Raw genomic sequence first — 25896 nt, forward strand, 5'->3', positions numbered from 1 at the left:
TGCCATGACAACGTTTCATTCATTAACAGTGGCAAAAGTGGAACCGGAAACTCGCGATGCGGTGACCATCACGTTCGCGGTGCCGCAGGCGCTGCAGGACGCCTACCGTTTCCGCCCCGGCCAGCACCTGACGTTAAAAACGAAGCTTGACGGGGACGAGCTGCGCCGCTGCTACTCCATCTGCCGGAGTACCGCCCCGGGCGAGATCAGCGTGGCGGTCAAAGCCATCGAAGGCGGGCGCTTTTCCCGCTATGCCCGGGATGAGATCAAAGCGGGCATGGCGCTTGAGGTGATGGTCCCTCAGGGGCTGTTTGGCTACCAGCCGCGGGCTGAACGAGAAGGTCACTATCTGGCGATTGCGGCAGGCTCCGGGATCACCCCGATGCTGGCGATAATCTCCGCCACGCTTGCGACCGAACCGAACAGCCATCTCACCCTGATCTACGGCAACCGCAGCAGCCAGAGCATGATGTTCCGCCAGGCGCTGGCGGACCTGAAGGACAAATACCCGCAGCGGCTGCAGCTGGTCTCCATCTTCAGCCAGGAGCGGCTGGACAGCGACCTGCTTTACGGCCGCATCGACGGCGAAAAGCTGCAGGCGCTGGCAAAAACCCTGATCAACTTCCGCCAGTACGACGAAGCCTTTATCTGCGGCCCCTCAGCGATGATGGACGACGCGGAAGCCGCGCTGAAGGCGCTGGGGATGCCGGAAACGTCCATTCATCTCGAGCGCTTTAATACGCCCGGAAACGCCGCTAAGCGCGCGGTTAGCGTGCAGGCGGAAGGCCAGAAAGTGACCGTGCGTCAGGACGGACGCGACCGGGAAATCACCCTGACGGCGGACGACGAAAGCATCCTTGATGCCGCCCTGCGCCAGGGCGCGGATCTGCCGTATGCCTGCAAGGGCGGCGTATGCGCCACCTGTAAATGCAAAGTGCTGCGCGGGAAGGTGGACATGGCGACCAACTACAGCCTGGAGCCGGACGAGCTGGCCGCTGGATACGTGCTGAGCTGCCAGTCGCTGCCGTTAACCGCTGACGTGATCGTGGATTTTGACGCGAAGGGGATGGCATGAGAGAACTGACCGTTACCCGTCATGGGCGCGTGCTGCAGCTGACGCTGAACCGTCCGGCGGCGCGCAATGCCCTCAACAACGCGCTGCTGACGCAGCTTGCCGAGCAGCTTGAGTCCGCCGCAGCGGATGCTGACGTCGCCGTCTGCGTGATTTACGGCAGCGAGCGCTGCTTTGCCGCCGGGGCCGATCTCAGTGAAATGGCAGAGAAAGATCTGCCTGCCACCCTGAACGATATCCGTCCGCAGCTGTGGGCGCGAATCAACGCGTTTCCTAAACCGATGATCGCCGCCGTGAACGGCTTCGCGCTGGGCGCGGGCTGCGAGCTGGCGCTGCTGTGCGACGTGGTTATCGCTGGCGACAACGCCCGTTTCGGCCTGCCGGAAATCACGCTCGGCATTATGCCCGGCGCGGGCGGTACCCAGCGTCTTATTCGCTGCGTCGGGAAATCGCTTGCCAGCAAAATGGTGCTGACCGGCGAGAGTATCTGTGCAGAGCAGGCGCTGAGCGCCGGGCTGGTTAGCGACGTTTTCCCGGCAGCGCTGACGCTGGAGTATGCCCTGAAGCAGGCGGCACGGATGGCCCGCCATTCGCCGCTGGCGCTGCAGGCGGCGAAACAGGCCCTGCGCCAGTCTCAGGAGGTGCCGCTCCAGGCCGGGCTGGCGCAGGAACGCCAGCTTTTTACGCTGCTTTCTGCCACCGAAGACCGCCGGGAAGGCATCGATGCCTTCTTACAAAAACGCACTCCCGACTTTAAAGGACGCTAATTGTGGAATTTATTCTCAGTCAAGTAGAACAGGGCGTAATGACGATCACCCTGAACCGCCCGGAGCGTCTGAACAGCTTCAATGACGTGATGCATCAGCAGCTTGCCGACTGCCTGAAGCAGGCCGAGCGGGATGACACCGTTCGCTGCCTGCTGATCACCGGCGCCGGGCGCGGCTTCTGTGCCGGTCAGGATCTGAACGACCGCAACGTCGACCCCAACGGCCCGGCACCGGATCTGGGCATGTCCGTTGAGACCTTTTACAACCCGCTGGTTCGCCGCCTGGCAAAACTGCCGAAACCGGTCATCTGCGCGGTCAACGGCGTGGCGGCGGGTGCGGGGGCTACGCTGGCGCTCGGCTGCGACATGGTGATTGCCGCGCGCTCCGCCAACTTTGTGATGGCCTTCAGCAAGCTCGGCTTAGTCCCGGACTGCGGCGGCACCTGGCTGCTGCCGCGCGTGGCCGGACGCGCACGCGCCATGGGGCTGGCGCTGCTCGGCGACAAGCTTAGCGCCGAACAGGCGCAGGCGTGGGGGATGATCTGGCAGGTGGTGGATGACGACCAGCTCTCCGCTACTGCGCAGCAGATGGCGCTGCATTTTGCCTCTCAGCCGACCTTCGGGCTGGGGCTGATCAAGCAGGCCATTAATGCCGCAGAAACCAACACCCTGGACGCTCAGCTCGATCTCGAGCGCGACTATCAGCGCATGGCCGGGCGCAGCGACGACTACCGCGAGGGCGTCAGCGCCTTCCTGGCGAAGCGCGCGCCGAACTTTACGGGGAAATAAGATGCTGAACATACGCACTGTCGCCGTGATTGGCAGCGGCACGATGGGCGCCGGCATTGCCGAAGTGGCGGCCAGCCACGGCCATCAGGTTCTGCTCTACGACATCTCCAGCGATGCGATTTCGCGCGCCATCGACGGGATCCGCCAGCGCCTGGCCTCCCGGGTGACGCGGGGAAAACTTTCCGCCGATGCCGGCAGCCAGATCCTTGCCAGGCTGCTTCCGGCCGCGGATATCAACGCGCTTGCTGCGGCCGATCTGGTGATTGAAGCGGCCGCCGAGCGGCTGGACGTCAAAAAGGCGCTGTTCGCGCAGCTGGCTGAGATCTGCCCGCCGCAGACGGTGCTGACCAGCAATACCTCTTCCATTTCCATTACCGCGATTGCGGCGGACGTGCACCACCCGGAGCGCGTTGCGGGGCTGCACTTCTTTAACCCGGCGCCGGTGATGAAGCTGGTGGAAGTGGTGAGCGGGCTGGCAACCTCACCGGAAGTGGCCGACGCGCTGTGCGAGCTGGCGCTGAACTGGGGGAAACAGCCCGTTCGCTGCCAGTCCACGCCGGGGTTCATCGTTAACCGCGTTGCGCGTCCGTTCTATTCCGAAGCCTGGCGCGCGCTGGAAGAGCAGGTGGCTGCGCCTGAAGTCATTGACGCCGCCCTGCGCGAAGGCGGCGGCTTCCCGATGGGGCCGCTGGAGTTGACCGACATGATTGGTCAGGACGTTAACTTTGCGGTGACCTGCTCGGTATTTAACGCCTTCTGGCAGGAGCGTCGTTTTCTGCCCTCGCTGGTGCAGCAGGAGCTGGTGCTCGCGGGACGGCTGGGCAAAAAGAGCGGGAAGGGCGTTTACGACTGGCAGAGTGGCAAACCCGACGTGCAGTGGGTCAAGGCGGTGAATGACAGCTACAGCCCGATGCGCGTGGAAAAAAGACGTGACGGTGTCACCGAAGTTGATGACGTGTTTCTGGTTGAAACGCAGGGTGAAACCGCGCAGGCGCTGGCGCTGCGTCTTAACGGCCCGGTGGTGGTGGTTGACCGCATGGAGGGCGACGTGGCGGTCATTGCGGCGGCGGCCAGCAACCCCCATACCGCGACGCAAAAAGTCATCCGTTACCTGCAGCAGCAGGGAAAACGGGTGGTGCAAATTGCCGATTATCCCGGCCTGCTGATCTGGCGCACGGTGGCGATGATTGCCAACGAAGCGCTGGATGCCCTGCAAAAAGGGGTCGCCAGCGAGAAGGATATTGATACCGCCATGCGCCTCGGCGTGAACTACCCGAGCGGCCCGATTGGCTGGGGCGAGCGTCTGGGCTGGCAGCGCCTGCTGACCCTGCTGGAGAACCTGCAGCGCCATTACGGCGAAGAACGCTATCGCCCCTGTTCACTGCTGCGCCAGCGCGCGCTTCTGGAGAGTAGCTATGAGTCATAACGCCTGGCATAACGCCCGCGTCATGTACGAACGGGACGCCTGCGCGCAGGCGCTGGGGATGGACATCGTCGACATGGACGACGGCTACGCGGTGGTGACCATGACCATCACCCCGCAGATGCTTAACGGCCATAAAACCTGCCACGGTGGGCAGCTGTTTTCCCTGGCAGATACCGCCTTTGCCTACGCCTGCAACAGCCAGGGGCTGGCGGCGGTGGCCTCAGGCTGCTCGATTGATTTTCTGCGTCCGGGCTTTGCCGGGGACACGCTCACCGCCACCGCGCGGGTGATGCATCAGGGCAAGCTGACCGGCGTGTACGACATTGAGATCCAAAACCAACAACAGAAAACCGTCGCCCTTTTTCGCGGGAAATCTCACCGCATCGGCGGCAGCGTGACAGGAGAGGCCTGATGCGTGACGCATTTATTTGTGATGGCGTTCGAACGCCGGTGGGGCGCTACGGCGGCGCGCTTTCTGCGGTCAGAACCGACGATCTCGGCGCCGTGCCGCTGCGCGCGCTGCTGGCCCGCTATCCGCAACTCGACCTCGAGCGGGTTGACGACGTGATTTACGGCTGCGCCAACCAGGCGGGGGAAGATAACCGCAACGTGGCGCGTATGTCGTCGCTGCTGGCCGGTCTGCCTCAGACGGTCTCCGGGACCACCATTAACCGCCTGTGCGGGTCGGGGCTGGACGCGATTGGTTTTGCCGCACGCGCCATTAAGGCAGGCGACGGCGACCTGCTGATCGCGGGCGGCGTGGAGTCGATGTCCCGCGCGCCGTTTGTGATGGGCAAAGCCACCGCCGCGTTTCAGCGTCAGGCGGAAATCTTTGATACCACCATCGGCTGGCGATTTGTGAATCCGCTCATGCATCAGCAATTCGGAACTGACACTATGCCGGAAACGGCAGAGAATGTAGCTGAATTGTTAAATATTAGTCGTGCCGATCAGGACGCGTTCGCGCTGCGCAGCCAGCAGCGTACCGCTCGGGCGCAGCAGAACGGCATTCTGGCGCAGGAGATCGTGCCGGTGCAGGTGCCGGGTAAAAAGGGCGCGGTCACAGAGTTCAGCATGGATGAACATCCGCGCGCGGACACCACGCTCGAGCAGCTCGCCGGGCTAAAAACGCCGTTCCGCAAGAACGGGGTGGTCACGGCGGGAAATGCCTCCGGCGTTAACGACGGCGCCGCGGCGCTGATCGTCGCCAGCGAGCAGATGGCACTGGCACAGGGGTTAATCCCGCGCACGCGGATCGTGGCGATGGCAACGGCAGGCGTGGAGCCACGTCTGATGGGGCTCGGCCCGGTACCCGCCACGCGTAAGGTGCTGGAGCGCGCCGGGCTCAGTATTAACGATATGGACGTGATTGAGCTTAACGAAGCGTTCGCCGCGCAGGCGCTGGGCGTGCTGCGTCAGCTGGGGTTGCCGGATGATGCCGCACACGTCAACCCGAACGGTGGCGCGATTGCGCTGGGCCACCCGCTGGGGATGAGCGGTGCCAGGCTGGCGCTGGCCGCGAGCAATGAACTGCACCGACGCGGCGGGCGCTACGCGCTGTGTACGATGTGCATCGGTGTGGGTCAGGGCATTGCCATGATCCTTGAGCGTGTTTGAGCATAAAAACAATGTGAGTACCCTACAATGACAAATACAACAAAGCTTGATCCGATTGAAACGGCCTCCCTTGACGAGTTACAGGCGCTGCAAACCGAGCGTCTGAAATGGACGCTGCACCACGCCTATAACAACGTGCCGATGTACAAACGCAAGTTTGACGCCGCGGGCGTTCACCCTGACGATTTCAAAGAGCTGGCGGATATCCGTAAATTCCCGTGCACCACCAAGCAGGACCTGCGGGATAACTATCCGTTCGATACCTTTGCCGTGCCGATGGAGCAGGTGGTGCGCATTCACGCCTCATCCGGCACCACTGGCAAACCGACCGTCGTTGGCTACACGCAAAACGACATCGACAACTGGGCCAACCTGGTGGCCCGCTCTCTGCGCGCCGCAGGCGGCAGCGCGAAGGACAAAATTCACGTGGCGTATGGCTATGGCCTATTTACCGGCGGGCTGGGGGCGCACTACGGCGCCGAGCGTTTAGGGGCGACGGTGATCCCGATGTCCGGCGGCCAGACGGAGAAACAGGCCCAGCTGATCCGTGATTTCCAGCCGGACATGATCATGGTGACGCCATCCTACTGCCTTAACCTGATTGAAGAGCTTGAGCGCCAGATGGGCGGCGATGCCAGCGGCTGTTCCCTGCGCGTGGGCGTTTTCGGCGCCGAGCCGTGGACGCAGGCCATGCGTCGCGAAATTGAAAAACGCCTGGGCATTACGGCGCTGGACATTTATGGCCTTTCCGAAGTGATGGGGCCGGGCGTGGCGATGGAGTGTATCGAAACCGTCGACGGCCCAACCATCTGGGAAGACCACTTCTACCCGGAGATCGTCAACCCGAACGACGGCACGCCGCTGGATGACGGTCAGCAGGGCGAACTGCTGTTCACCACGCTGACCAAAGAGGCGCTGCCGGTGATCCGCTACCGCACCCGCGACCTGACGCGTCTGCTGCCGGCGACCGCGCGCAGCATGCGTCGTATGGACCGCATCAGCGGTCGCAGTGACGATATGCTGATCATCCGCGGCGTCAACGTCTTCCCGTCGCAGCTGGAAGAGGAGATTGTGAAGTTCGAACATCTCTCTCCGCACTACCAGCTGGAGGTGAACCGCCGCGGCCATCTTGATTCACTTTCCGTGAAGGTGGAGCTGAAAGAGAGCAGCCTGACGCTGACCCACGAGCAGCGCTGTCAGGTGTGCCACCAGCTGCGCCACCGGATCAAATCGATGGTCGGGATTTCCACCGACGTGACGATCGTCAACTGCGGCAGCATTCCGCGCTCGGAGGGGAAAGCCTGCCGGGTGTTTGATTTGCGTAAAGTGGCAGCCAACGGTTGAATTTACCTCACCCCAGCCCTCTCCCAAAGGGAGAGGGTGTATTAAATTCCCTCTCCCTTTGGGAGAGGGTTAGGGTGAGGGTACACCCCAAATTCGTATGCTATGATTCATCCAGGACAAAAATAACAACAGAATGAATCACATGAATAAACTCGATGCCTTTATCCAGCACGCGGTCAGCTCCGTTCCCGTCAGCGGGACTTCGCTTATCTCCTCGTTATACGGTGACGCGCTTTCCCATCGCGGCGGTGAGATTTGGCTCGGCAGCCTGGCGGCCCTGCTGGAAGGCATGGGGTTTGGTGAACGCTTCGTGCGTACCGCGCTGTTTCGCCTCAACAAAGAGGGCTGGCTGGACGTCTCGCGCATCGGGCGGCGCAGCTTTTACCGTCTGAGCGATAAAGGCCTGCGCCTGACGCGTCGCGCGGAAAACAAGATCTACCGCGCGGAACTGCCCGCGTGGGATGGCAAATGGTTACTGCTGCTCTCCGAGGGGCTGGATAAAAACACCCTTGCCGACGTTAAAAAACAGCTTATCTGGCAGGGGTTTGGCACGCTGGCGCCGAGCCTGATGGCCTCGCCGTCGCAGCATCTGGCGGACGTGCAGTCTCTGCTTCACGATGCCGGCGTGGCGGAAAACGTGATTTTCTTTGAAGCCCATTCGCCGCTGGCGCTCTCCCGCGCCGCACTGCGCTCACGGGTAGAAGAGTGCTGGCAGCTGACCGAGCAAAACGCGATGTACGAGACGTTTATCAGCTCGTTCCGCCCGCTGCTGCCGCTGCTGAAAGAGGCCGCGCCGGAGGAACTGACGCCGGAACGCTGCTTCCAGATCCAGCTGTTACTGATTCACTTTTATCGTCGCGTGGTGTTGAAAGACCCGCTGCTGCCGGAAGAGTTACTGCCTGCGCACTGGGCGGGACAAAGCGCCCGACAGCTCTGCATCAATATTTATCAGCGTGTGGCACCGGGGGCGCTGGCGTTTGTCAGCGAGAAGGGCGAAACCTCCGTCGGCGAACTGCCCGTGCCCGGCACGCTCTACTATCAACGCTTTGGTGGTCTTACGAGCGCATAAGGAGTGAAGATGCCTGTTTATCAAATTGACGGCCTGACGCCGGTGGTGCCGGACGAGAGCTATGTTCACCCAACGGCGGTGCTGATTGGCGACGTGATTCTGGGCAAAGGCGTGTATGTCGGCCCGAATGCCAGCCTGCGCGGAGACTTTGGTCGTATCGTGGTGAAAGACGGTGCGAACATTCAGGATAACTGCGTGATGCACGGCTTCCCGGAGCAGGACACGGTGGTGGAAGAGGACGGGCATATCGGCCACAGCGCCATTCTGCACGGCTGCATTATCCGCCGCAATGCGCTGGTGGGCATGAACGCGGTGGTGATGGACGGCGCGGTCATCGGTGAAAACAGCATCGTCGGCGCGGCGGCGTTCGTGAAGGCGAAAGCGGAAATGCCCGCCAACCATTTAATTATCGGCAGCCCGGCCAAAGCGATCCGCGAGCTGAGCGAGCAGGAGCTGGCCTGGAAACAGCAGGGCACGCGGGAGTATCAGGTGCTGGTCGAACGCTGCAAGCTGACGATGCATCAGGTGGAGCCGCTGCGCGAGGTTGAGCCTGAGCGGAAACGGCTGACGTTTGACGAGAATTTACGGCCGAAGTCGGCGGTGTAAGGTGGAAGGTCCGCTTCGCGGGAGAAGCGGACGTAGTGAGCTTATCTCGAACCCAGAGCAAGTTTAGCCGCGAAGCATAAAAACAATCCTCCTGTCACCCTGTCCATAGCGGTGACAACGCGCCTTTTTTTCAACATCGCCGACGCAAAATGCGTGGATACGATGAGCGTGGCTGACCACATCGTCCCGATTGTTACGTGGATGCCGACGAGGAAAAACGTCCAGAGAAAAGGGGAATGTCCGGCAGGTATAAACTGAGGCAAAAAAGAGACATAGAAAATACCCATTTTGGGATTAAGCACATTCCCAAGCATCCCTCTGATAAACCAGTTTCCCCGGGAAGCGGCATTGCTATCGCTGTGACTGAAGGACGTCCGGGGGCGTATAAGCAGCTGCAAGCCCAGCCAGCTTAGGTAGGCGGCACCACAAACTTTCAGCACCGTGTAAGCCAGTTCTGAAACCGCCAGCAGAGCACCCAGACCCAGCGCAACCAGCGCTCCCCATATAAAACAGCCAGCATCAATGCCAAGTGCAGCCTGAAACGCTTTTTTTCCCCCTTCAGCACAGGCTGTCCGAAGAATGAGAGCCGTGTCCAGGCCCGGGGTGAGGGTGAGCAAGAGTGAAGCGAAGGAGAAAGCGAGAAGTGAATCGGTTACAGACATTTTTCTTTACCCGAAAGAGCGGATATTACTCACTTAATTTGCCTCAGGCAATCCGTTGCAGAAATTTAACAGCTGGTTGAGTCGGGGTGGTGGTTTCTTAACCAGTTTGACGTCGCAACGCTTTATTGTTGTCAAGGAATGCGTCACAGAGCCGATAATAAAATAGGTGTTAAACGTAATTTATGAAAATAAAAAATGGATGATTCGGATGAAAAAATTTTTACTTCTTGTCCCTCTGATATTTACTGCGCCAGCAGAAGCTTCTGAAGTCACGGTTGGTGAGATTTGCAAGGCTGCTTCAGCGGCAATGTTTGGCCGCGACCATAAGATCATGCAGCTGGATAAGGTTGAATCCGGCATTGCTTATGTACATTACATCAGACAAAACGATGGTACCCGTTGGGCAATCAAATGCAAACTCATTGGCGATCAGGTTATGTGGGCTTCAGATAATCCTGAGAGTACCGGTCGCTGGAGGGATGATCCGGCGGACAGTACGGTAAGATATTCTATCGAGGGTAAAAAAGTCATTATCACAGAGATTTATAGCGATGGATCCAGTGTCTCTAATTCTTATTCATTGAAACAATTATAGAATTCTAAAACAAGTGAGAGGGAGTGGTTTAAAAGAGGAGCAGCCTCACTGAATTGAATATCCCTCTCTGAATAATGACCTACTCATACGCCAAACATCAAGCTTAGGAGAACTTAATATGACCTATATGCATGTAATGCAGCCATGCAAAAAAGAAGGGTGTGGTATTGCCGTAATGGCCCGTTTACTGCAAAAGAGTTATGAGGAAACGTTAACAATTGCGATGGGAAATGGTTTCTGCGATAAATATAAGCGTGTCAATCTTGCGCAAATGAAAAGATTTTTGCTGTATATCGGGTTAGAGAACGTTTCGTTTAGAAGACACGCTGGGACTAGCGAACCTACAATCGATGGTATATTTCATGGGCGCTGGAATAATGTTAAAAATGGAGTGCGCCACTGGATTGCTTGCCACGACGGTGTGTATTACGATCCTTTATTGCCTCATCCCGTACCTCATTTACCAGAACGGTTTCATGTGACGCAAATTTTTAATCATCCTTGAATTTACAAGCCCATTAAGAGAATATAATAGATAAAATTAAGATTTCTAAGGGGTTGATATGTCATTGTTTTCTGAATGCCAAGCGGCGTTGAGTGGCGATTTTGAAATTATCGAAGGAGAAAGGCTTTGCGTTGCGATAGATACTTTTCATCGCTATCCCTTTCATAACGAAGGGCTATTGTGGTCGCAAATGGATTTTACTGATTTTGAACTCGTGGATGAAAGGTTGTATGAACTGGCATTTGGCCATGAAGATGTTTATGTAATAGCGGATGATGCATATGCTCCTGTATTTAAAAGTAATTTTAGATTAATTCTAGATAACATCTATGATGTAATGGCGCTTTCACCAAAGTTATTTATATTCAACAATAAAATAATGATGCAACCATTGTTTCCTCATTATACAATTCGTGTTGGCTGCATGCGTGAAGAATAAATAAAATTTCATGTTATATTTTACAGTACAGTCAAAATTGTTTGGCGATACGATAATTTTTGTATCCAAATCCTGGATTTGGACAGAACAGGTTCTGCATTATATGACTAGCTTTTACCAACTTACAGCGACCAGCCTGGATGGCCGACCGATCCCTATGGCCGACTACGCGGGTAAAGTGGTTTTGGTCGTGAATACGGCAAGCCAGTGCGGCTTCACGCCTCAGTACGCCGGGCTTGAAGCGCTATACAAGAAATACGGGGCACAAGGGCTGGTGGTGCTTGGCTTCCCCTGCAACCAGTTCGGTAAGCAGGAACCCGGTGGTGCCGATGATATTTCAAAAACCTGTTACATCAACTACGGCGTCAGTTTCCCGATGTTCGAGAAAGTAGAGGTAAATGGAACTGAAGCGCACCCGCTGTTTCGTTATCTGAAAAACGAACTGCCCGGCGTGCTGGGCGGGCGTATTAAGTGGAACTTTACGAAGTTCCTGATCGGACGCAGCGGGGAACCTCTCAAGCGCTTTGCACCGATGACAAAGCCCGAGAAAATGGAAGCAGCGATTCTGGCTGCCCTGGAAAGCTAAGCGTCTTCGATTGGAGCGGGCCTGATGGCCTTTCTTTAGTCTGTTTTTCGCCTTGTTTTCCCCGATTTGTTATATAGCGAAAGAGAATTTATATGGCATAAATGCTCCATACGAATATCAAAGGAAACGACCGTATGTCGCTTTATGACCTTAAGACTGAAGCAGATGCATTAAATGAGGCCTGGCGCTCTCATGTACTAGGCCGCGTTGGGGAAACAAATCTCAAAATTCTGCGAATGGATGAGCGCTCGGTCACTGAAGAGGTGCATGAGTACGACGAGGGATTACTGGTCATTGACGGTCGTCTGGAACTGAGTGTTAACGGCAAAAAAATCTCTGTAAGCTCGGGCGAGCTTTATATAGCCAAAGCGGGCGTGCCTCATACGGTGGAAATCGGCAGCTTTGGCACACTGGTTATCATCGATTTACCCGAAACCGAAATTTCAGACTGCTGACACAGTGCAATTTGTGGGTTTCGCCCGGTGTGAAATGTAGGCCGGGTAAGCGCAGCGCCACCCGGCAAAAATGTTGATGGCAGGGTTTGTCATCAATCTCAGGCCCCGTAAGGGGCCTGGTCTGTTTTAACGTCTGAATTAGAAGCGATATTGCAGACCCGCTGTAATGGTATAGTTGTGGTTAGAAATTCCCGCAGCGTCCCCGCCAATAGAGCCGGACTGCCCGGTATTGGTATCAATAATCTGCGTACCGCCTTTACCTTCTTCGTAACTACTATAGGTAAATTCAGCAAAAACTTTGGCGTGCGGCGTCACGTAATATCCGGCATCAACGGATGCGCCATAATAGCGGGAATCAGAAGTCTTCTCGCGGAAGGTCAGATCGCGCATATAGTGCTCGTCGTTATCATGCGCGCGAACCCAGTCACTGAATTTGAACAGGGCGTTAAATTCAAAGTCATTAAAGCGGTACTGTCCTGCCAGGCCAATATACGGCATAGAGAAGCGCTGGCTATAACCAATGCCGCGTTCGCCTGCCGGGAAATTCCCCTGATAGGCGCCGTTGTCGTAATTGTAAGAACCACCGGTCGCCGTCCAGCTGAAGCGGGTTTCCTGATAACCTGCGGTGATGCCCGCTTTATAATTATCGCCCTGGAAGATCCAGCCTTTTACGTTGAGATCGTATTCATTGGCATAGTTCACGTTGGTCGCAGGATGGCTTGAATGGTCTGTCCAGGAGGATTGTTTGGCATTCATCCAGTCATAGTCATCCATGTGACCTGAGCCTGATGCCAGAGAGGTCCAGCCGCGGGCGTTCAGCGTCAAGAATGAGTACGCGTCCCAGGAAATATCGCCTTTCAGAATAGCGACATTTTTTATTTTCCAGTCCAGCTGGCTAACTTTTCTTCCTGTGACTTCGTCATAAACCATCTCGTGAGATTTTCCGCTCAGCATCCCGGCGGACGCTGAAACCGTGAAGCTTTCCGGTGAAATATCCGGTGTGACTTGTGAGGTACCTGCATATACCGCCCCTGAAAACGCGGCCATCATCATTCCCGCAACAATATTTCTTGTCATTTTTATTTCCCTAAAACAAATTAATCAATGAGTTGCAGGGAAATGTTAAAAGCCACACAAATAAGAATCAACTGCCAGTTTTGGTAATTTTTTTATAATTTGACGTAAGGGGCGATATTTAACTTTGGGCTGCCTGAAGGAGGTGGCCGATAATATTTAAATCATTACCGGCTCGATGCAAAATAGCAGTCAGTTGACTCACTGTAACCGGCGCCACAATAAATTCCGTTTACCCGCGCAGCCACGGCGTGATTGTCAGGCCGGTCAGCAGGCCCTCCGGGCTGAGCAGGCGAGTAACGGTCTGTCCCCACGGTTCGATGCGGTTGTGCACCAGCAGGCGATAGCCTTTTTCGCTCAGAATGCGGGTAGCGGAATCCAGGTCCTGCACCTCGTATTCAATCCATCCCTGCGGTATCGGGTATTCAGAGGGCCAGTGCGCTTCGCCAAAACAGGAGGTTGCCGCCTGTGAGAGCGGCCAGACGGCAAAATGCTTCGCGCCCGGCAACTGGCTCTCTTCAGTGAGCAGATAGTCGGCATTTCCTTCCATCGGCTTCAGCGGCAAACCGAGCGTTTGGACATAAAACGCGGTGCTGGCGTCGGTGCTCTGCGAAATAGGCCCGAAGCCGGCGATAAATAAGACATCAATTCCCGGTAACGTCTGCGACATATCCACTCCTTAATTGGCTGGAAAATTTATAGTACGGCTCTCAAATCGGGTACCGCATTCACCGCGGTTGCGCTTTCACGACGGGTTTAAACTTCAGCGCGATGACGATCAGCAGGATAACACCCGCGCTCATGACCAGCCATGCGCTGGTTAGTGAAACAGCGCTGTCGCGAACAATCCCCGCAATTAACGGCATTAGCGCAGCAATCATATATCCCCCTCCCTGAACGTTAGACAATAGCTTCCCGGCCTGCGCGGGCGTGCGGGCGTGATCGAAGGTGACGATGAGCGACAGCGGGAAGAGGGCGCCGATCCCTGTGCCAAGCAGCAGTGTTGATAACACCGGCGTGGTGCCCGGCGCAAAGACCAGACACAGTAATCCTGCCAGCAGCAGCAACAGGACCGTAATCAGCGGAACGCGGCGGTCGGGGAATTTACCAATCAGCGCGGAGACGGCAAACCCTGCGACCACCTCGGTTAACGTCAGCCAGGCCAGCATATAGCCGCTGCTGCGTGCGGACCATCCCGCCTGAATATAGAGCGGAGGCAGCCAGGCGAGCACCAGCGTATAGGCTCCCGTCCCGACGCCGAAAAAGAGCAGCAGTAACCCTGTCCGGGAGGCGGTGAGCGTAACGGCTTCGCGGGCCGTATTTTCACTTTGCGAACGCGTTACGAGGGCCAGCCACAGCATCAGCGCAAGCAGTGCCAACAGGCCTGCCATGGCCAGCGCCGGTTTCAGCGTCAGCCACGAAAACAACGGTTCGGCGCTGGCGGCGGCTAGTGCCGCACCCGCCATAATGCCCGTGCTGAACAGCGACATGACCGTGCTGGCCGTTTGGGCATACTCTTTTTTAATCAGGGCGGGCATTAACGCCTGGATCGTGCCGATGCTGGCCCCGCCCAGTAACGCGGTGCCCATCAACCCCGCCAGCGAAGCGCTCAACCCGCGTAATAAACAGGCCACCAGCAGGATGAAAAGACCGATCGCGATCCCCCGGACGGCACCGACTCTGGCTAACAGCCAGGGGCCGCACAGGGCGGCCAGACCCATCATCGCGACCGGCAGGGTGGTCAGCAGGCTGAATTGTGTGGCCGTCAGTCCCGCTTCGCGCTGGAGCACGGAAAAAAGCGGCCCGACAGATGCCAGAATGGGGCGCAGGTTCAACCCGACGATAAACGCGATAAGGGCGAAGAGTACTGGAGACGTGCGTTTCAACATGGAATCCTTTTCGGTTGTGAATAGCCCGGGCAAATCGCCGCGAGCATTTATCTTAACGTTAAGATAAAATGTATTTTTGTGTAAGATGTACCGCACAACACGATAAATTCCCACGCCATCAGGGGTGAAAATGAAAGACCATGTAGACTTCGTCGTCGACCAGTGGAGCCGCGCCATGCCTGAACTGGACGCCTCGTCGATGAAAATCTTTGGCCGAATGCTCAGGCTAATGAAGCATCTGGGGAAAAAACGCGCGCAGGCCATGGCGCCGTTTGGCTTTCGCGAGGGCGAATTTGACGTACTCGCCACGCTGCGTCGCGCCGGAGAGCCGTACTGTCTTTCGCCCACGCAGCTGTATAAATCGCTGCTGATCACCTCCGGGGCGATGACGAACCGGCTCACGCACCTCGAACAACAGGGGCTTATCCGGCGAGTTGCCGATCCCGATGACAAGCGCAGCACCCTCGTAAGCCTGACGTCCCTCGGGCTGGAGCGTATCGAACAGGCGCTGCTCGTTCATACCCAAACGCAAAATGCGCTGCTGAGAAACTTATCTGACGCACAGCGCTCGCAGCTTGAGTCCCTGCTCAGGGAGTTACTGCTGGCGTTCCCGCCCGAGGACGAGGTGGATACGTCGCCGGGTACCGATAAAACCACAGCATGAATAAACCTCACCGAAAGGGAAATTATGTCCTTACCTCCACTGTATGCCCTGCGCGCGTTTGAAGTTGCCGCGCGGTTGAACTCCTTCAGCAAGGCCGCTGAAGCGCTCAACATCACGCCGGGGGCGGTCAGCAGACATGTCCGGACGCTTGAAATGTGGTTCGACTGTGAGCTCTTTAAGCGGCAAGGCCCGAGAGTCGAGGTCAGTGATGCCGGGCGCATTCTGGCCGGTCATCTTAGCGAAAGCTTCACCAGCATCGAGTGGGCCTGCCGCGCATTCAAAAGTGAAAATCACCTTCTGCGTCTTAAGGCACCCAGCACCCTGACGATGCGATGGCTTCTGAACGTTCTCAAATCCTTTCGCGAGAACCATGCGAAACCCAAAATCGAAATTGCCAGCGTCTGGATGGACTTCGACACGGTTGACTTCAGCCGTGAGCCTTACGATTGCGCGATCCTCCTCGGTAATGGCTATTTTGGCGAAGCAACAGAGAGCCAGCTGCTTTTCAGTGAATGGCTTGTTCCGGTTTGCACCCCATCCTTGCTTGAATCAGCCCGGCAGCATCTTCCGCAGTGCGATCTTATTCATCCCTCCCCGGACCGACGTGACTGGCGCCGCTGGCTGAAAAGGACGGGGTTATTTCCGGGGCTCGACGTAAGCGGCGGAATAGTGTTCGACACCCTGGAGCAGGGAAGCCTGGCCGCCATGAACGGACACGGCGTCGCGATGGCGGACCTTCGTCTCACGCTGGAAGCCCTGAAAAGTGGCTTGCTCGCATTGCCCTTCAGGGAAGCCATCGCCACGGGAGACGGCTACTATCTTGTCTGGCCGAAAAATTCGCTCCGAGCGCAGAGTATTGAACGGCTGCTGAACTGGCTTAACCTTAACTCGCCGGTTGTTCCCGCCCTGGATATCGTCTGTCTTGAATACGATGAAAAACGGCTTTAACAATATCAATGCAGGATATTCCTTACCGGATGTCCTGCATATTAAATGTATTTACGCGTAGGGAATGTTTGCCATTTTTCTATATCTTTCCGGCAGGGCGCTATTCAGGTTGAGTAATTTATCGAGAATATACAGCGCAGGCGTTCCCTTGGCGCGTTCGGCATCGATCAGCGCTGAACGTAACAGATTAGCAGCCGAGGTCATTTTACGGAAATACTCCTCTGATTCTGGCGTCTGCACTTCGCCCGACGCGGCGTAACGCACCCGGGGCCAGTCCGCGAAGTCAAGCAGCGGGAGGAGCCCGTCATCTTTTGGTAAATGCGCTGCCAGCAGCTCCTCGGCGTTGCCTGGATTGCCCTGAGCGAAAGAGAGCAGATGCAGCCGATGGATAAAGGGTGACAGTGCTTCTGAGCTCTCTTTTTCTGCTGAAAGAATCTTTATTATTTCATGTAAACTTTCACCGGTACTGTTTTTATGTGCCGCGATAATTTTCGTCACACGGAATAAAACATCGAGTGTCATAGGTGCTCCATACAGGCTTGGTATTCATTATTTTTAGACGTGATAAATATATCCCAGGGATGTGCGGATGGTATTTCAAGACCAACGTGTTTGAAAAACGATAAATAGTGAGAATTAGTGTGAGTTTTACTCAACATCTCGTTGTTAACATGACGCTATACTTACGATCAGAAACCGAATATGTCGTATGAGGATGGTATGTCTACCGGGAACTTATCCAGAATGGGCGAAGCAGAGGTTCGCCTTTTTGCGAATCAACAGGGCAAGCAGATAATAGAAAAATGCCCTGTTAGTGATGTTGAATACTGCTTTTATGAGCGCGTGGCGGAACCCCTTCGCGGCGTTGTTGAATCTCCTCGACTGCTGCACGCCGATCCACACCGACGCAGTCTGTGGCTGGAATACGTTCCTCACAAGGTTTCCCAGGAGGAGGTCGCTGGTGATGAAATCTTGAGACGACTTTCTGCTCTTCACAATTATTCTGCCGATCCTGCATGGATTTATCATACCCACGGCTGGTCTGCTTCAGCGCTTGAAAAAGCCCTGTCTCTTTTAAAATTGCCGAACCGCGCTGCCCGGCAGATGCGGTGTTTTCAACAGGCAGGCAGCGTTTTGTTCAGCCAGGAATGTTTAATATCAGGGGATACCAATGCCGGTAACTGGGGCAAAAGAGAAAACGGCGATGTGGTCCTTTTTGACTGGGAAAGGTTCGGTACGGGTAGTCCGGCTATCGACCTTGCCCCGCTGGTAAAAGGGTTGGGCACAGGACAAAGCATTTTACAGCTTGCTGAACGCTACTGTTTTTTTGCCGGGCACTTAGTTGCAGACAGGTTAGCCAGAGAAATCACAATCGCCAAAGCCTGGATTGTCACGGAAGTCGTATTATTGCTGAACGAAAGGAAAAAGCCTGATTTGAATCTCTACCTTAAGTGGTACAGAGAATATCTTCCCGGCTGGCTGGATGAGTCCGTCTCAATTCTTTGAAGCCTTATAACAGCCACAGTCCGATAACTCAGGCAGCGTTTTGTTTCACAAATGCCATGGCTCAGCGACTGTTCCAAATGGTATAACGTCTTGCGGCAAGCGGGTTGCCGTCAGCTGACCCCATTCATAAAGGTGTATATGAAACAAATTACTTTCAGTGACCTGCAGCAACAGAGCGAGCAGGCCGCAAATTCCCCTCGCTTACGCGCGCATCGTAATTTACATCCTGAACTGAGCGACCCGGTGCAGCGTCTGGCCATTGCGATGGAGCCCGGTACCTATGTTCGTCCCCATCGCCACCCGCACACGTTTGAACTGCTGACCGCGCTTAGCGGCCGCTTTCTGGTGCTGAATTTTGATGACAACGGTACCGTGACCCAGCGCGTTGTGTTAGGTGAAGAGTGCAGGGTGCTGGAGATGGACGCAGGGACCTGGCATGCCGTGCTGTCGCTTGATAAAGGCGGCGTTATTTTTGAGGTAAAACACGGCGGTTACCAGCCCGTGGCTGAGCACGATACCGCCCCATGGTCACCGGCGGAAAACGCGCCCGGCACCGCCGAGCTGATGAAATGGTACGCTCAGGCGCAGGTGGGTGACGGTGGTTTTACCCTGTAGAGATACTCTCCGGTGCCCGGCGCGCGTAAAGGCGAGCCGGGCAAGATAGACAAGATCCCGCTGACTCAACTGACCGTATTAAAATGCCAGTCACTGGCAGTCGACAGCGTCACGAATGGGCCTGCCAGCGTGCTGTTGTGATGAGTAATGATGTCATTGGCAGATAAATATTCATTATCAATTGTGGTATGTGCATCTGAAATCAATACCGTCCTGAAACCCAGTTCCGGTGCAATCCGACAAGTGGTATCGACACAAAACTCTGTCTTCATCCCGGCAATGACCAGCTGTTTGATGCCTCTCTGATTAAGTTCACGCTGCAATACGGTATCCCGAAAACAGCTGGGATAGCGCTTTGTGAAAACAACATCCACCTCACGCTTCACCTCCAGTTCGGGTAGCAGGCTTGTTAACGGACTCTTCTCTGAAAACGGAGAGTTATCAGGCCCGGTATGGCGGGCAAAAAAGACGGGCACCTGCGCGTGACGCGCTTTGGCTATTAACAAACGGATATTTGCCAGAACGGCATCGGCGGAACAGGGGGAAACCGGGTCATTGAACAGTCCCTGCTGCATGTCGATAACTAAGAGAGCATTGTCAGATGAAACCATTTTCTTTCTCCATTCAGAAGGTGATGAACGGAGACACATTTCCCCGTCCAGATTGGCGGGGATGAGGTTCTGTTTGTCAGTCGTTCGCTACAGATACGCCCACGCCGCCGAAGGTGTCGGTGGTGGTGAGGGGGGTTGTTGGCTGAACTGACTTAACCATGCAATGACCTTTGTTTATTTCGCTGTTAACGCAACTATCGTGTCCAGTTATAGCCCTGGTGAGAGATTCTCTTCAATACACCAACATCAGTAGGTGCAACGTGTTATTGCAAATTTAAAATGTCACATTTTCTTCTTTAGAGAACTGTCTTCAACTTTTTATTATGATGGTCAAGTATAAAAAGGGAGTTCCGTAACACAATGAAAAAACAGTTTATTGCGATTAAGTTTCAGAAAGCCTACTTCGGACTCTGACAACTATTGCAGTTGGCTACTACGGAGAAGATGAGATCATGTGCGTACGTTCAGCCAGTATTGATGACTATGAGGCGCTTTGCGCCATCGACTCAGTTGCCGCAGAGAGCATGGCGCGACGTGACCAAATTCGTTACTGGCTCGGGTCGGCGTGCTGTTGTGTTGCAGAGGTAAATAATCGGGTGGTCGCTTACGGCGTATTAACGCGCCATTTCTTTGACCAGCCTTTTATTGAGATGGTGATGGTAGGCGTAGAATATCGTAACCAGGGGTTAGGCACAGCAATTGTTAGACATTTCGAGTCAGCTTTCACCGACTCGAAATTGTTCGGGTCCGCCAACATGTCGAACAGGCAGATGCAGGAGTTGTTTGTCAGGTTGGGCTTCAGACCAAGCGGTTACATAGACAACCTTGATGAAGGTGACCCTGAAATCATTTTCTACCGCCCTGCCACCTGCACTCGTAGTGCTAAATGAAGGCCGGGATGTCTGCTCTATTTTATCAGAATGGCTCTGAATTCTTCCGGATTGGCTAATACGGGGTTGATGGCTCTCAGTGCACCAGAGCCAGCACATGAAGTTTAAAGGAGTCAGGCAGACAATGGACAAAGATTGCCGGGCTTTCCCCTGTGGCTGTGAGCCAGTGCTGCTGCGCCCGGATGATATAAAGTTCACTGGCTGATATTATTTAATATTGCCGAGGCTTTGCAGGAAATCCTCAACCTGCTCAGGCGTCGCCGTGTCTGCCTGGTAGAGGATATCGAGCTTAACGTTCTTCAACCCGCAGAAGCCAAATACCCCTTCGATTATCTGCGTCTGAATCGCCGTCGAATAGCCGTGTTTATCAAATCCGGTGAGATCGCTACCGCCAGTGGCAATCAGGCGAACGGAAACATCCCGTAAGTTGCCCACGATCCGGCCGTCGTCGGCCACCTTATACGCCCAGTTCAGGGTCAGTACGCGATCGAACCAGCCTTTCAACAGCGCGGGAACCGACCACCAGTACACCGGGAAGACAAACACCAGCATATCCGCACGCTCGACGCGCTGCTGCTCGCGTAGAATATCGTCGGGGAGGGCGCTGGCATCACCGTGATACAGATCCAGATCGGGGCGAGACATGGCCGGATTAAAGCCTTCGGCATGCAGGTCGGCAATCTCGACCTGCATGCCTTGTTCGCGAAGCTTTCCGGCAATGCGATCTGCCAGTGAATGGGATAACGAATTTTCGACAGGGTGAGCCGTCACGATCAGCGCATTCTTGATGACGTTTGTAGCAGACATAGCAACCTCAACAGGGGAGTGAACTGACACCTATATTACTATTGGTAATTTAGGTGTCAATCCGCCTTCTACGATCATTTTGTGCTATTGGCGTAGGTCTCCAGCACGCCGGAGATGGCGCCGCTGAGCATATCTTCCGCCACATTTCGGGCGAGGACGCCGTTACCCGCGGCGCTACTGAGCGCGTCCGCGGCACCAATGATGGCCGTCAGCACCGCTTCACCCTGAACACCTTTCAGCACGATAAAAGGAGAAAGCGCGGTGCGCAGGCAGTCGGCGCATTCGGCCACGCAGGCCTCCCGGAACGTCTGCAGCGCGTGGGAACCGGACAGCGCCGCGGCGATCGGTCCGGTTTCCGGCCCGGCGGTTATCGCGCAATCGATATAGGCAGCGCTGAAAAAGCGGATCGTCTTTTCCAGCGTTTTGCTGTCTACCGCCAGCGTCTCACGGAATTTCGCCAGCTGCCGATCGCTATAATCCTGGTACAGCGCCATCAGCAGCCCTTCGCGATCGCCGAAGTGGTCGTAGGGGATGGGCTTTGTCACGTTGGCCCGTTCAGCCAGATAGCCCAGCGTCAGTGCCTCCGTGCCTTGCTGGCGGACGATCCCACGCGCAACTTCCAGCAGCTGAACGCGGCGGTCCTCTTTTCTTAAGCGCTTAACAACCATGCTTTCCTCAATATAGTTATCTACCGATGGTAGTTTACACGTTTTCCACGGTGGGCTGCACGCGTTGTTCCACAGGGCGGATCCGGAACCAGATCGCATACATCGCGGGCAGGAAGACGAGCGTTATTATCGTCCCGCCCAGCGTTCCGCCGATCAGCGTCCAGGCCAGCGTGCCCCAGAATACGGAATGCGTCAGGGGAATGAACGCCAGCACGGCGGCCATGGCGGTCAGTAATACCGGGCGCGCTCGCTGGACCGTCGCTTCAACCACCGCCTGGAACGGATCCAGGCCGTCCTTCTGGTTATGATCGATTTGCCCGATCAGAATCAGCGTATTGCGCATAAGAATGCCTGAGAGGGCGATCAGGCCCACCAGGGCGTTGATGCCGAACGGCTGATTAAAGATCAGCAGGGTCGGCACCACGCCTATCAGCCCCAGCGGAGCAGTAAGGAACACCATTACCATCGCCGAAAGTGAACGCACCTGCAGAATGATGATCAGCAGCGTCAGGGCAATCATGATTGGGAAGAGCGGCAACATGGCCTGCGTGGCTTTGCCCGATTCTTCAATCGACCCCGCCATGTCGATGCGGTAGCCGGCCGGCAGCGCATCAACAATCGGCTGGAGCTGTTTCATGATGGCGGTTGACACGTCCGGCGGCTGAAGGTTATCGGCGATATCGCCCCGCACGGTAATCGTTGGGGTGCGATCGCGACGGCGCAGAAGCGGGTCTTCCATGCCGATCTCAATTTTGCCGATCTGTGACAGCGGAACCCGCTGTTCCGCATTACCCACAAGGGTGAAGCCCTCGATTTTTGCCGGATCGAGGCGGATATCGCCCGCCGCGCGGCCCATCACCTCTACCGAACGAATGTCTTCCCGCACGGCGGTAATCGGCACGCCCGATAACAGAAACTGGAGCTGCTGGGCGACGGTGCTGGAGGTTAAGCCGGTGGCCTGCAGGCGGTTCTGATCGAGGGTGAAATGTAAAACGGGCACCCGCGATCCCCAGTCGGTGTTAACGGTTCGCATCATCGGGCTTGCCTGGAGCACGGCTTTTACCTTATCCGCGATGCCGCGCACGGTATCGACGTCCGGTCCCGACACGCGCCAGGCAACCGGGAAGGGAGAGTAGGGGCCGAAAACCAGCTGCGTCACCCGCACGCGCGCTTCGGGCGCAAGGCCGCTGGCGACGGCCTCTCTGAGCCTGAACTTCAGCGCCTCGCGAGACGTCTCGCTGTCCGTCAGGATCACGATTTTCGCAAATGAAGGGTCGGGCAGTTCGGGGGCCATCGCCAGATAAAAACGGGGTGAACCCTGACCAATATAGGCGGTAACGATTTTGGCTTCCGGCTGCTTGCTCAGCCAGGCTTCTATTTTTGCGCTGGCGGCGCTGGTCTGGGCAATCGAGGTGCCGTAGGGCATCTGTACCTCAACCAGCACTTCCGGGCGATCGGAGGTCGGGAAAAATTGTTTTTTCACCATCCCCATGCCGAGCACGGCCAGGATGAAGATGGCGACCACGGAGCCGGCCACCCGCCATTTTCTGGCGATAACGCGGCCAAGCAGCTGGCGAAAACGGTTGTAACGTGGCGTGTTATAGATGGCGGCATGGCCGCCTTTCACTTTCGGGATGTTCGGCAGGATCTTCACACCCAGATAAGGGGTGAACACCACGGCGACAAACCACGACGCAATCAGGGCGAGGCCGACAATCCAGAACATATTGCTGGTGTATTCCCCGGCGGTCGACTGGGCAAAACCATTCGGCATAAAGCCAATGGCCGTCACCAGAGTACCCGCCAGCATGGGCGCGGCGGTATGGCTCCAGGCGTAGGCTGAGGCTTTGATTCTGTCGTAACCTTCCTCCATCTTCACCACCATCATTTCGATGGCGATAATGGCATCATCAACCAGCAGGCCGAGGGCGAGGATCAGGGAGCCCAGCGTGACGCGGTCAAAGTTAATCCCCGCGGCCTCCATCACCACGAAGACGACAGCCAGCGTCAGCGGGACCGCCGCCGCCACTACCACGCCCACGCGCCAGCCCATGCTGACAAAACAGACCACCATCACCACGAGCAGGGCGACGAAGAATTTGATCATAAACTCATCAACCGACGAGCGGATATTCACGGACTGATCGGTGACTTTGGTCAGGGTCATGCCGAGAGGCAGGGCATCATTAATTTTTGCCGTTTCCGCATCCAGCGCTTTACCCAGCGACAGGCCGTTCCACCCTTCACGCATCACGATGCCCAGCAGAAGGGCGGGCTCGTGCTGATTGCGTATCAGCATCGTCGGAGGATCTTCGTAGCCGCGCTCAACCGTTGCCACGTCGGAGAGCTTGAGCGTTTTCCCCTGAGCAACAAATGGCGTATCGCGGATCTTCTGCAGTTCATCAAAGGCACCGTCCAGGCGGATGAATATCTGCGCGCCCCGGGTTTCAATGGCGCCCGCGGCGGTTAACGCGTTCTGGCTGTTAAGCGCATTGAAAATATCCTGCTGCGAGAGCCCCATCGTCGCCAGACGATCGTGCGAGAAGGAGATATAAATCCGTTCGGCCTGTTCGCCGATAATGTTTACTTTCTTCACCCCAGGCACGTGCAGAAGCTGCTGGCGCAGGCCTTCGGCATCGCGCACCAGCTGCCGCTGGGGCTCGCCTTTCGCCTTTAAGGCAAAGAGGGCAAAGGTGACATCCGCGAATTCGTCATTCATCATCGGGCCGATGACGCCTGCCGGAAGACGCTGGGACTCGTCTCCAAGCTTCTTGCGCGCCTGGTAGAACTCGTCCTGCACTTCCGCGGGCGGCGTTTTGTCCTGCAATGACAGGGTGATAAAGGCCATGCCGGGACGGGTATAGGTTTCCGTCCGGTCATACCATTTGAGTTCCTGCAGGCGCTTCTCCAGCGGTTCGGCAACCTGATCCTGAATTTCCTGCGCGGTGGCACCCGGCCAGACGGCGATCACCGTCATCTGCTTTACGGTGAAGGGCGGATCTTCCGCGCGTCCAAGCCCAAAAAAGGCGTAAATACCGGCAATCGTCACGAGAACGATCAGAAACAGCGTGACTGAACGCTCGCGAACGGCAAGTGCTGACAGGTTAAAGCGGCTTCCGCTCATGGCGTGTTCTCCGCGCGAGTGGCATCGCGTTGTACGGCAAGCCTGACGACTTCACCCTCGTGCAGAAGATGCGCGCCTAGCGCAACGATCTTCTCGCCGGGCTTCACGCCGCCCGTGACCTGCGCCGCAGCTTCACCCACGCTCAGCACGTTGACGGGCGTCCAGGCGACCTTTGCTGGCGGAGCGGAAATGCGCCAGACGCCGGGGCCTTTGCCCGCATCGTAGAGCGAGGCCAGCGGCACCTGCATGACCTGGCCCTGCGCTTTCGCGTCTGCAATGTTCAACGTGACGGTGGCCCCCAGCGGCGCGTTGGCCAGGGCGCCTTCCAGGACGTATCGTGCTTCAAAGGTGCGGGTAGCGGCGTCGGCTGAATCAGAGAGCTGGCGCAGCGTTGCGGTGACCGGGTGCTTTTCATTGCCATACAGCGTGGCCTGCGCCTCGCTGCCGACGTCAGGGCGCAAGGTCTCCGGGAACTGCACAAGCGCTTCGCGCTGTCCCGCTCTGGCAAGCCGGATCACCACCTGACCGGCGCTGACGACCTGGCCAGGCTCGGCGAGCGTTTCCATCACCACGCCGTCTGAATCCGCCAGCAGTACGGCGTAGCCTGTGGCGTTTTGCGCCACGTTAGCCCGCGCGCGGGCCGCGCTGAGCTCGGCCCTGGCCGTATCGGCCGCGGCTTTGATCTGGTCATACTCCGAGGCAGATACGGCGCCGGATGCCACAAGGCCGCGATAGCGCGCCTCATCGCTGGACGCTTTTCGCTCACGCGCCCGGGCGGCATCCACCGCGCGCTGCTGCGCCTGGGCCTGTAATTTGAGGTCAACCGGATCGAGGCGCAGCAACGGCTGGCCCTGCTTGACGGTCTGCCCGGTATCCACCAGGCGTTCGAGGATTTTGCCCTGAACCCTGAAGCCTAAATCGCTTTGCGTTCTGGCGACCACCACTCCCGTAAAGGCGCGGGCGGTATTGCTCGCAAGCTCGACGGAGGCGGATCTGACGAGCGGTGGCCGAGCGCGCGGATCGTCACTCGCGGAATTGTCGCCGCACGCCACCAGGGCAAACGGCAGGAGACAAACGGCAACGCGGGCAGAAGTGAGCCTGAGCATGGGGAAACCTTATCGACGTAACAGGACGGTATCCGCATTCTCTGACTAGTGACCAATAAAGTC

At 56.5% G+C, this 25896-nt stretch carries 29 protein-coding genes; 19 read left to right on the top strand and 10 right to left on the bottom strand.

Annotation, left to right across the window (positions count from 1 at the left end):
- The first annotated feature begins 4 nt into the window (after positions 1–4).
- The 9 genes from paaE (at position 5) to paaY (ending at position 8689) form a co-directional block, all read left to right on the top strand.
- Entirely contained in the window at positions 5–1075 is a 1071-nt protein-coding gene (gene paaE, locus ACWHWP_RS11025) for a 1,2-phenylacetyl-CoA epoxidase subunit PaaE (RefSeq protein ID WP_447855565.1), read from the top strand.
- Complete coding sequence (gene paaF, locus ACWHWP_RS11030; protein ID WP_447855566.1) at positions 1072–1839, top strand: 2,3-dehydroadipyl-CoA hydratase PaaF; 768 nt, start codon at positions 1072–1074, stop codon at positions 1837–1839. The genes paaE and paaF overlap by 4 nt, the downstream gene beginning before the upstream one ends.
- Positions 1839–2627 (top strand): 2-(1,2-epoxy-1,2-dihydrophenyl)acetyl-CoA isomerase PaaG, encoded by a 789-nt coding sequence (paaG, locus tag ACWHWP_RS11035; RefSeq protein ID WP_447856661.1) that lies wholly within the window; start codon positions 1839–1841, stop codon positions 2625–2627. The genes paaF and paaG overlap by 1 nt, the downstream gene beginning before the upstream one ends.
- 1 nt (position 2628) lies before the next feature.
- Positions 2629–4053, top strand: coding sequence for a 3-hydroxyacyl-CoA dehydrogenase PaaH (paaH, locus tag ACWHWP_RS11040; RefSeq protein ID WP_447855567.1), 1425 nt, complete (start codon positions 2629–2631; stop codon positions 4051–4053).
- Entirely contained in the window at positions 4043–4465 is a 423-nt protein-coding gene (paaI, locus tag ACWHWP_RS11045) for a hydroxyphenylacetyl-CoA thioesterase PaaI (protein ID WP_063431466.1), read from the top strand. The genes paaH and paaI overlap by 11 nt, the downstream gene beginning before the upstream one ends.
- Entirely contained in the window at positions 4465–5670 is a 1206-nt protein-coding gene (gene pcaF, locus ACWHWP_RS11050) for a 3-oxoadipyl-CoA thiolase (RefSeq protein WP_447855568.1), read from the top strand. Before paaI ends, pcaF begins: the two co-directional genes overlap by 1 nt.
- Before the next feature lie 27 nt (positions 5671–5697).
- On the top strand, positions 5698–7014 hold the full coding sequence (gene paaK / locus ACWHWP_RS11055) for a phenylacetate--CoA ligase PaaK (protein WP_047348647.1): 1317 nt from the start codon (positions 5698–5700) through the stop codon (positions 7012–7014).
- 133 nt (positions 7015–7147) lie between these two features.
- The gene (gene paaX, locus ACWHWP_RS11060; RefSeq protein WP_025757961.1) at positions 7148–8083 is read left to right on the top strand and encodes a phenylacetic acid degradation operon negative regulatory protein PaaX; all 936 of its coding nucleotides are present in this window, start codon (positions 7148–7150) and stop codon (positions 8081–8083) included.
- Between the two features lie 9 nt (positions 8084–8092).
- The gene (paaY, locus tag ACWHWP_RS11065) at positions 8093–8689 is read left to right on the top strand and encodes a phenylacetic acid degradation protein PaaY (protein WP_063431462.1); all 597 of its coding nucleotides are present in this window, start codon (positions 8093–8095) and stop codon (positions 8687–8689) included.
- Positions 8690–8730: 41 nt separating this feature from the next.
- Here paaY and ACWHWP_RS11070 read toward each other — a convergent pair whose 3' ends face one another.
- The gene (locus ACWHWP_RS11070; RefSeq protein ID WP_447855569.1) at positions 8731–9351 is read right to left on the bottom strand and encodes a LysE family translocator; all 621 of its coding nucleotides are present in this window, start codon (positions 9349–9351) and stop codon (positions 8731–8733) included.
- A 208-nt stretch (positions 9352–9559) separates the two neighbouring features.
- Here ACWHWP_RS11070 and ACWHWP_RS11075 point away from each other — a divergent pair, with 208 nt between their 5' ends.
- The 5 genes from ACWHWP_RS11075 to ACWHWP_RS11095 all read left to right on the top strand — a co-directional run bounded on the left by ACWHWP_RS11075 (position 9560) and on the right by ACWHWP_RS11095 (position 11931).
- Positions 9560–9946, top strand: coding sequence for a hypothetical protein (locus ACWHWP_RS11075; RefSeq protein ID WP_059311374.1), 387 nt, complete (start codon positions 9560–9562; stop codon positions 9944–9946).
- A 118-nt stretch (positions 9947–10064) separates the two neighbouring features.
- Entirely contained in the window at positions 10065–10451 is a 387-nt protein-coding gene (locus tag ACWHWP_RS11080) for a hypothetical protein (protein ID WP_131797885.1), read from the top strand.
- Between the two features lie 58 nt (positions 10452–10509).
- The gene (locus tag ACWHWP_RS11085; protein WP_447855570.1) at positions 10510–10890 is read left to right on the top strand and encodes a CDI toxin immunity protein; all 381 of its coding nucleotides are present in this window, start codon (positions 10510–10512) and stop codon (positions 10888–10890) included.
- A gap of 103 nt (positions 10891–10993) precedes the next feature.
- Positions 10994–11476 (top strand): glutathione peroxidase, encoded by a 483-nt coding sequence (locus ACWHWP_RS11090; RefSeq protein ID WP_059311372.1) that lies wholly within the window; start codon positions 10994–10996, stop codon positions 11474–11476.
- A 134-nt stretch (positions 11477–11610) separates the two neighbouring features.
- A complete protein-coding gene (locus ACWHWP_RS11095; RefSeq protein ID WP_059311371.1) occupies positions 11611–11931 on the top strand; it encodes a cupin domain-containing protein in 321 nt (106 codons plus the stop codon).
- Positions 11932–12069: 138 nt separating this feature from the next.
- On the opposite strand, the gene ACWHWP_RS11100 is transcribed toward ACWHWP_RS11095, so the two are convergent.
- The 3 genes from ACWHWP_RS11100 to ACWHWP_RS11110 all read right to left on the bottom strand — a co-directional run bounded on the left by ACWHWP_RS11100 (position 12070) and on the right by ACWHWP_RS11110 (position 14894).
- Positions 12070–13008, bottom strand: coding sequence for an omptin family outer membrane protease (locus ACWHWP_RS11100; RefSeq protein WP_447855571.1), 939 nt, complete (start codon positions 13006–13008; stop codon positions 12070–12072).
- 229 nt (positions 13009–13237) lie between these two features.
- On the bottom strand, positions 13238–13675 hold the full coding sequence (locus tag ACWHWP_RS11105; protein ID WP_447855572.1) for a VOC family protein: 438 nt from the start codon (positions 13673–13675) through the stop codon (positions 13238–13240).
- A gap of 58 nt (positions 13676–13733) precedes the next feature.
- Positions 13734–14894, bottom strand: a complete 1161-nt coding sequence (locus ACWHWP_RS11110; protein ID WP_059311368.1) for an MFS transporter — start codon at positions 14892–14894, stop codon at positions 13734–13736.
- 130 nt (positions 14895–15024) lie between these two features.
- Between ACWHWP_RS11110 and ACWHWP_RS11115 the strand changes: the two genes are divergently transcribed.
- Together ACWHWP_RS11115 and ACWHWP_RS11120 are read left to right on the top strand one after the other, a co-directional pair.
- Positions 15025–15558 (top strand): MarR family winged helix-turn-helix transcriptional regulator, encoded by a 534-nt coding sequence (locus tag ACWHWP_RS11115; RefSeq protein ID WP_059311367.1) that lies wholly within the window; start codon positions 15025–15027, stop codon positions 15556–15558.
- A gap of 24 nt (positions 15559–15582) precedes the next feature.
- On the top strand, positions 15583–16506 hold the full coding sequence (locus ACWHWP_RS11120; RefSeq protein ID WP_059311366.1) for a LysR substrate-binding domain-containing protein: 924 nt from the start codon (positions 15583–15585) through the stop codon (positions 16504–16506).
- Positions 16507–16557: 51 nt separating this feature from the next.
- On the opposite strand, the gene ACWHWP_RS11125 is transcribed toward ACWHWP_RS11120, so the two are convergent.
- Entirely contained in the window at positions 16558–17028 is a 471-nt protein-coding gene (locus tag ACWHWP_RS11125; protein WP_447855573.1) for a hypothetical protein, read from the bottom strand.
- A gap of 198 nt (positions 17029–17226) precedes the next feature.
- On the opposite strand from ACWHWP_RS11125, the gene ACWHWP_RS11130 reads away from it, so the two are divergent.
- Together ACWHWP_RS11130 and ACWHWP_RS11135 are read left to right on the top strand one after the other, a co-directional pair.
- On the top strand, positions 17227–18012 hold the full coding sequence (locus tag ACWHWP_RS11130; protein WP_447856663.1) for a phosphotransferase family protein: 786 nt from the start codon (positions 17227–17229) through the stop codon (positions 18010–18012).
- A gap of 138 nt (positions 18013–18150) precedes the next feature.
- Positions 18151–18627 carry a WbuC family cupin fold metalloprotein gene (locus tag ACWHWP_RS11135; protein ID WP_059311363.1) on the top strand — a complete coding sequence of 159 codons (477 nt, stop codon included), beginning with the start codon at positions 18151–18153 and terminating at the stop codon, positions 18625–18627.
- Between the two features lie 65 nt (positions 18628–18692).
- Here ACWHWP_RS11135 and ACWHWP_RS11140 read toward each other — a convergent pair whose 3' ends face one another.
- Complete coding sequence (locus ACWHWP_RS11140; RefSeq protein WP_059311362.1) at positions 18693–19238, bottom strand: cysteine hydrolase family protein; 546 nt, start codon at positions 19236–19238, stop codon at positions 18693–18695.
- A gap of 452 nt (positions 19239–19690) precedes the next feature.
- Here ACWHWP_RS11140 and ACWHWP_RS11145 point away from each other — a divergent pair, with 452 nt between their 5' ends.
- Positions 19691–20128: a GNAT family N-acetyltransferase gene (locus ACWHWP_RS11145; RefSeq protein ID WP_447855574.1), complete on the top strand. Its 438-nt coding sequence runs from the start codon at positions 19691–19693 to the stop codon at positions 20126–20128.
- Between the two features lie 207 nt (positions 20129–20335).
- On the opposite strand, the gene ACWHWP_RS11150 is transcribed toward ACWHWP_RS11145, so the two are convergent.
- The 4 genes from ACWHWP_RS11150 to ACWHWP_RS11165 form a co-directional block, all read right to left on the bottom strand.
- Positions 20336–20935 (bottom strand): NAD(P)H-dependent oxidoreductase, encoded by a 600-nt coding sequence (locus ACWHWP_RS11150; RefSeq protein WP_447855575.1) that lies wholly within the window; start codon positions 20933–20935, stop codon positions 20336–20338.
- A 74-nt stretch (positions 20936–21009) separates the two neighbouring features.
- Entirely contained in the window at positions 21010–21603 is a 594-nt protein-coding gene (locus ACWHWP_RS11155; RefSeq protein WP_447855576.1) for a TetR/AcrR family transcriptional regulator, read from the bottom strand.
- 34 nt (positions 21604–21637) lie between these two features.
- Positions 21638–24727, bottom strand: coding sequence for an efflux RND transporter permease subunit (locus ACWHWP_RS11160; RefSeq protein WP_447855577.1), 3090 nt, complete (start codon positions 24725–24727; stop codon positions 21638–21640).
- The gene (locus ACWHWP_RS11165; protein ID WP_447855578.1) at positions 24724–25833 is read right to left on the bottom strand and encodes an efflux RND transporter periplasmic adaptor subunit; all 1110 of its coding nucleotides are present in this window, start codon (positions 25831–25833) and stop codon (positions 24724–24726) included. The genes ACWHWP_RS11160 and ACWHWP_RS11165 overlap by 4 nt, the downstream gene beginning before the upstream one ends.
- Positions 25834–25896: the final 63 nt, after the last annotated feature.

The organism is Enterobacter sp. WI-ESBL-E8 (assembly GCF_053364895.1).

Coding starts and splice junctions, on each gene's coding strand:
- paaE (WP_447855565.1), top strand. CDS start 5: ATGACAACGTTTCATTCATTAACAGTGGCAAAAGTGGAACCGGAAACT.
- paaF (WP_447855566.1), top strand. CDS start 1,072: ATGAGAGAACTGACCGTTACCCGTCATGGGCGCGTGCTGCAGCTGACG.
- paaH (WP_447855567.1), top strand. CDS start 2,629: ATGCTGAACATACGCACTGTCGCCGTGATTGGCAGCGGCACGATGGGC.
- paaI (WP_063431466.1), top strand. CDS start 4,043: ATGAGTCATAACGCCTGGCATAACGCCCGCGTCATGTACGAACGGGAC.
- pcaF (WP_447855568.1), top strand. CDS start 4,465: ATGCGTGACGCATTTATTTGTGATGGCGTTCGAACGCCGGTGGGGCGC.
- paaK (WP_047348647.1), top strand. CDS start 5,698: ATGACAAATACAACAAAGCTTGATCCGATTGAAACGGCCTCCCTTGAC.
- paaX (WP_025757961.1), top strand. CDS start 7,148: ATGAATCACATGAATAAACTCGATGCCTTTATCCAGCACGCGGTCAGC.
- paaY (WP_063431462.1), top strand. CDS start 8,093: ATGCCTGTTTATCAAATTGACGGCCTGACGCCGGTGGTGCCGGACGAG.
- ACWHWP_RS11070 (WP_447855569.1), bottom strand. CDS start 9,351: ATGTCTGTAACCGATTCACTTCTCGCTTTCTCCTTCGCTTCACTCTTG.
- ACWHWP_RS11075 (WP_059311374.1), top strand. CDS start 9,560: ATGAAAAAATTTTTACTTCTTGTCCCTCTGATATTTACTGCGCCAGCA.
- ACWHWP_RS11080 (WP_131797885.1), top strand. CDS start 10,065: ATGACCTATATGCATGTAATGCAGCCATGCAAAAAAGAAGGGTGTGGT.
- ACWHWP_RS11085 (WP_447855570.1), top strand. CDS start 10,510: ATGTCATTGTTTTCTGAATGCCAAGCGGCGTTGAGTGGCGATTTTGAA.
- ACWHWP_RS11090 (WP_059311372.1), top strand. CDS start 10,994: ATGACTAGCTTTTACCAACTTACAGCGACCAGCCTGGATGGCCGACCG.
- ACWHWP_RS11095 (WP_059311371.1), top strand. CDS start 11,611: ATGTCGCTTTATGACCTTAAGACTGAAGCAGATGCATTAAATGAGGCC.
- ACWHWP_RS11100 (WP_447855571.1), bottom strand. CDS start 13,008: ATGACAAGAAATATTGTTGCGGGAATGATGATGGCCGCGTTTTCAGGG.
- ACWHWP_RS11105 (WP_447855572.1), bottom strand. CDS start 13,675: ATGTCGCAGACGTTACCGGGAATTGATGTCTTATTTATCGCCGGCTTC.
- ACWHWP_RS11110 (WP_059311368.1), bottom strand. CDS start 14,894: ATGTTGAAACGCACGTCTCCAGTACTCTTCGCCCTTATCGCGTTTATC.
- ACWHWP_RS11115 (WP_059311367.1), top strand. CDS start 15,025: ATGAAAGACCATGTAGACTTCGTCGTCGACCAGTGGAGCCGCGCCATG.
- ACWHWP_RS11120 (WP_059311366.1), top strand. CDS start 15,583: ATGTCCTTACCTCCACTGTATGCCCTGCGCGCGTTTGAAGTTGCCGCG.
- ACWHWP_RS11125 (WP_447855573.1), bottom strand. CDS start 17,028: ATGACACTCGATGTTTTATTCCGTGTGACGAAAATTATCGCGGCACAT.
- ACWHWP_RS11130 (WP_447856663.1), top strand. CDS start 17,227: ATGTCTACCGGGAACTTATCCAGAATGGGCGAAGCAGAGGTTCGCCTT.
- ACWHWP_RS11135 (WP_059311363.1), top strand. CDS start 18,151: ATGAAACAAATTACTTTCAGTGACCTGCAGCAACAGAGCGAGCAGGCC.
- ACWHWP_RS11140 (WP_059311362.1), bottom strand. CDS start 19,238: ATGGTTTCATCTGACAATGCTCTCTTAGTTATCGACATGCAGCAGGGA.
- ACWHWP_RS11145 (WP_447855574.1), top strand. CDS start 19,691: ATGTGCGTACGTTCAGCCAGTATTGATGACTATGAGGCGCTTTGCGCC.
- ACWHWP_RS11150 (WP_447855575.1), bottom strand. CDS start 20,935: ATGTCTGCTACAAACGTCATCAAGAATGCGCTGATCGTGACGGCTCAC.
- ACWHWP_RS11155 (WP_447855576.1), bottom strand. CDS start 21,603: ATGGTTGTTAAGCGCTTAAGAAAAGAGGACCGCCGCGTTCAGCTGCTG.
- ACWHWP_RS11160 (WP_447855577.1), bottom strand. CDS start 24,727: ATGAGCGGAAGCCGCTTTAACCTGTCAGCACTTGCCGTTCGCGAGCGT.
- ACWHWP_RS11165 (WP_447855578.1), bottom strand. CDS start 25,833: ATGCTCAGGCTCACTTCTGCCCGCGTTGCCGTTTGTCTCCTGCCGTTT.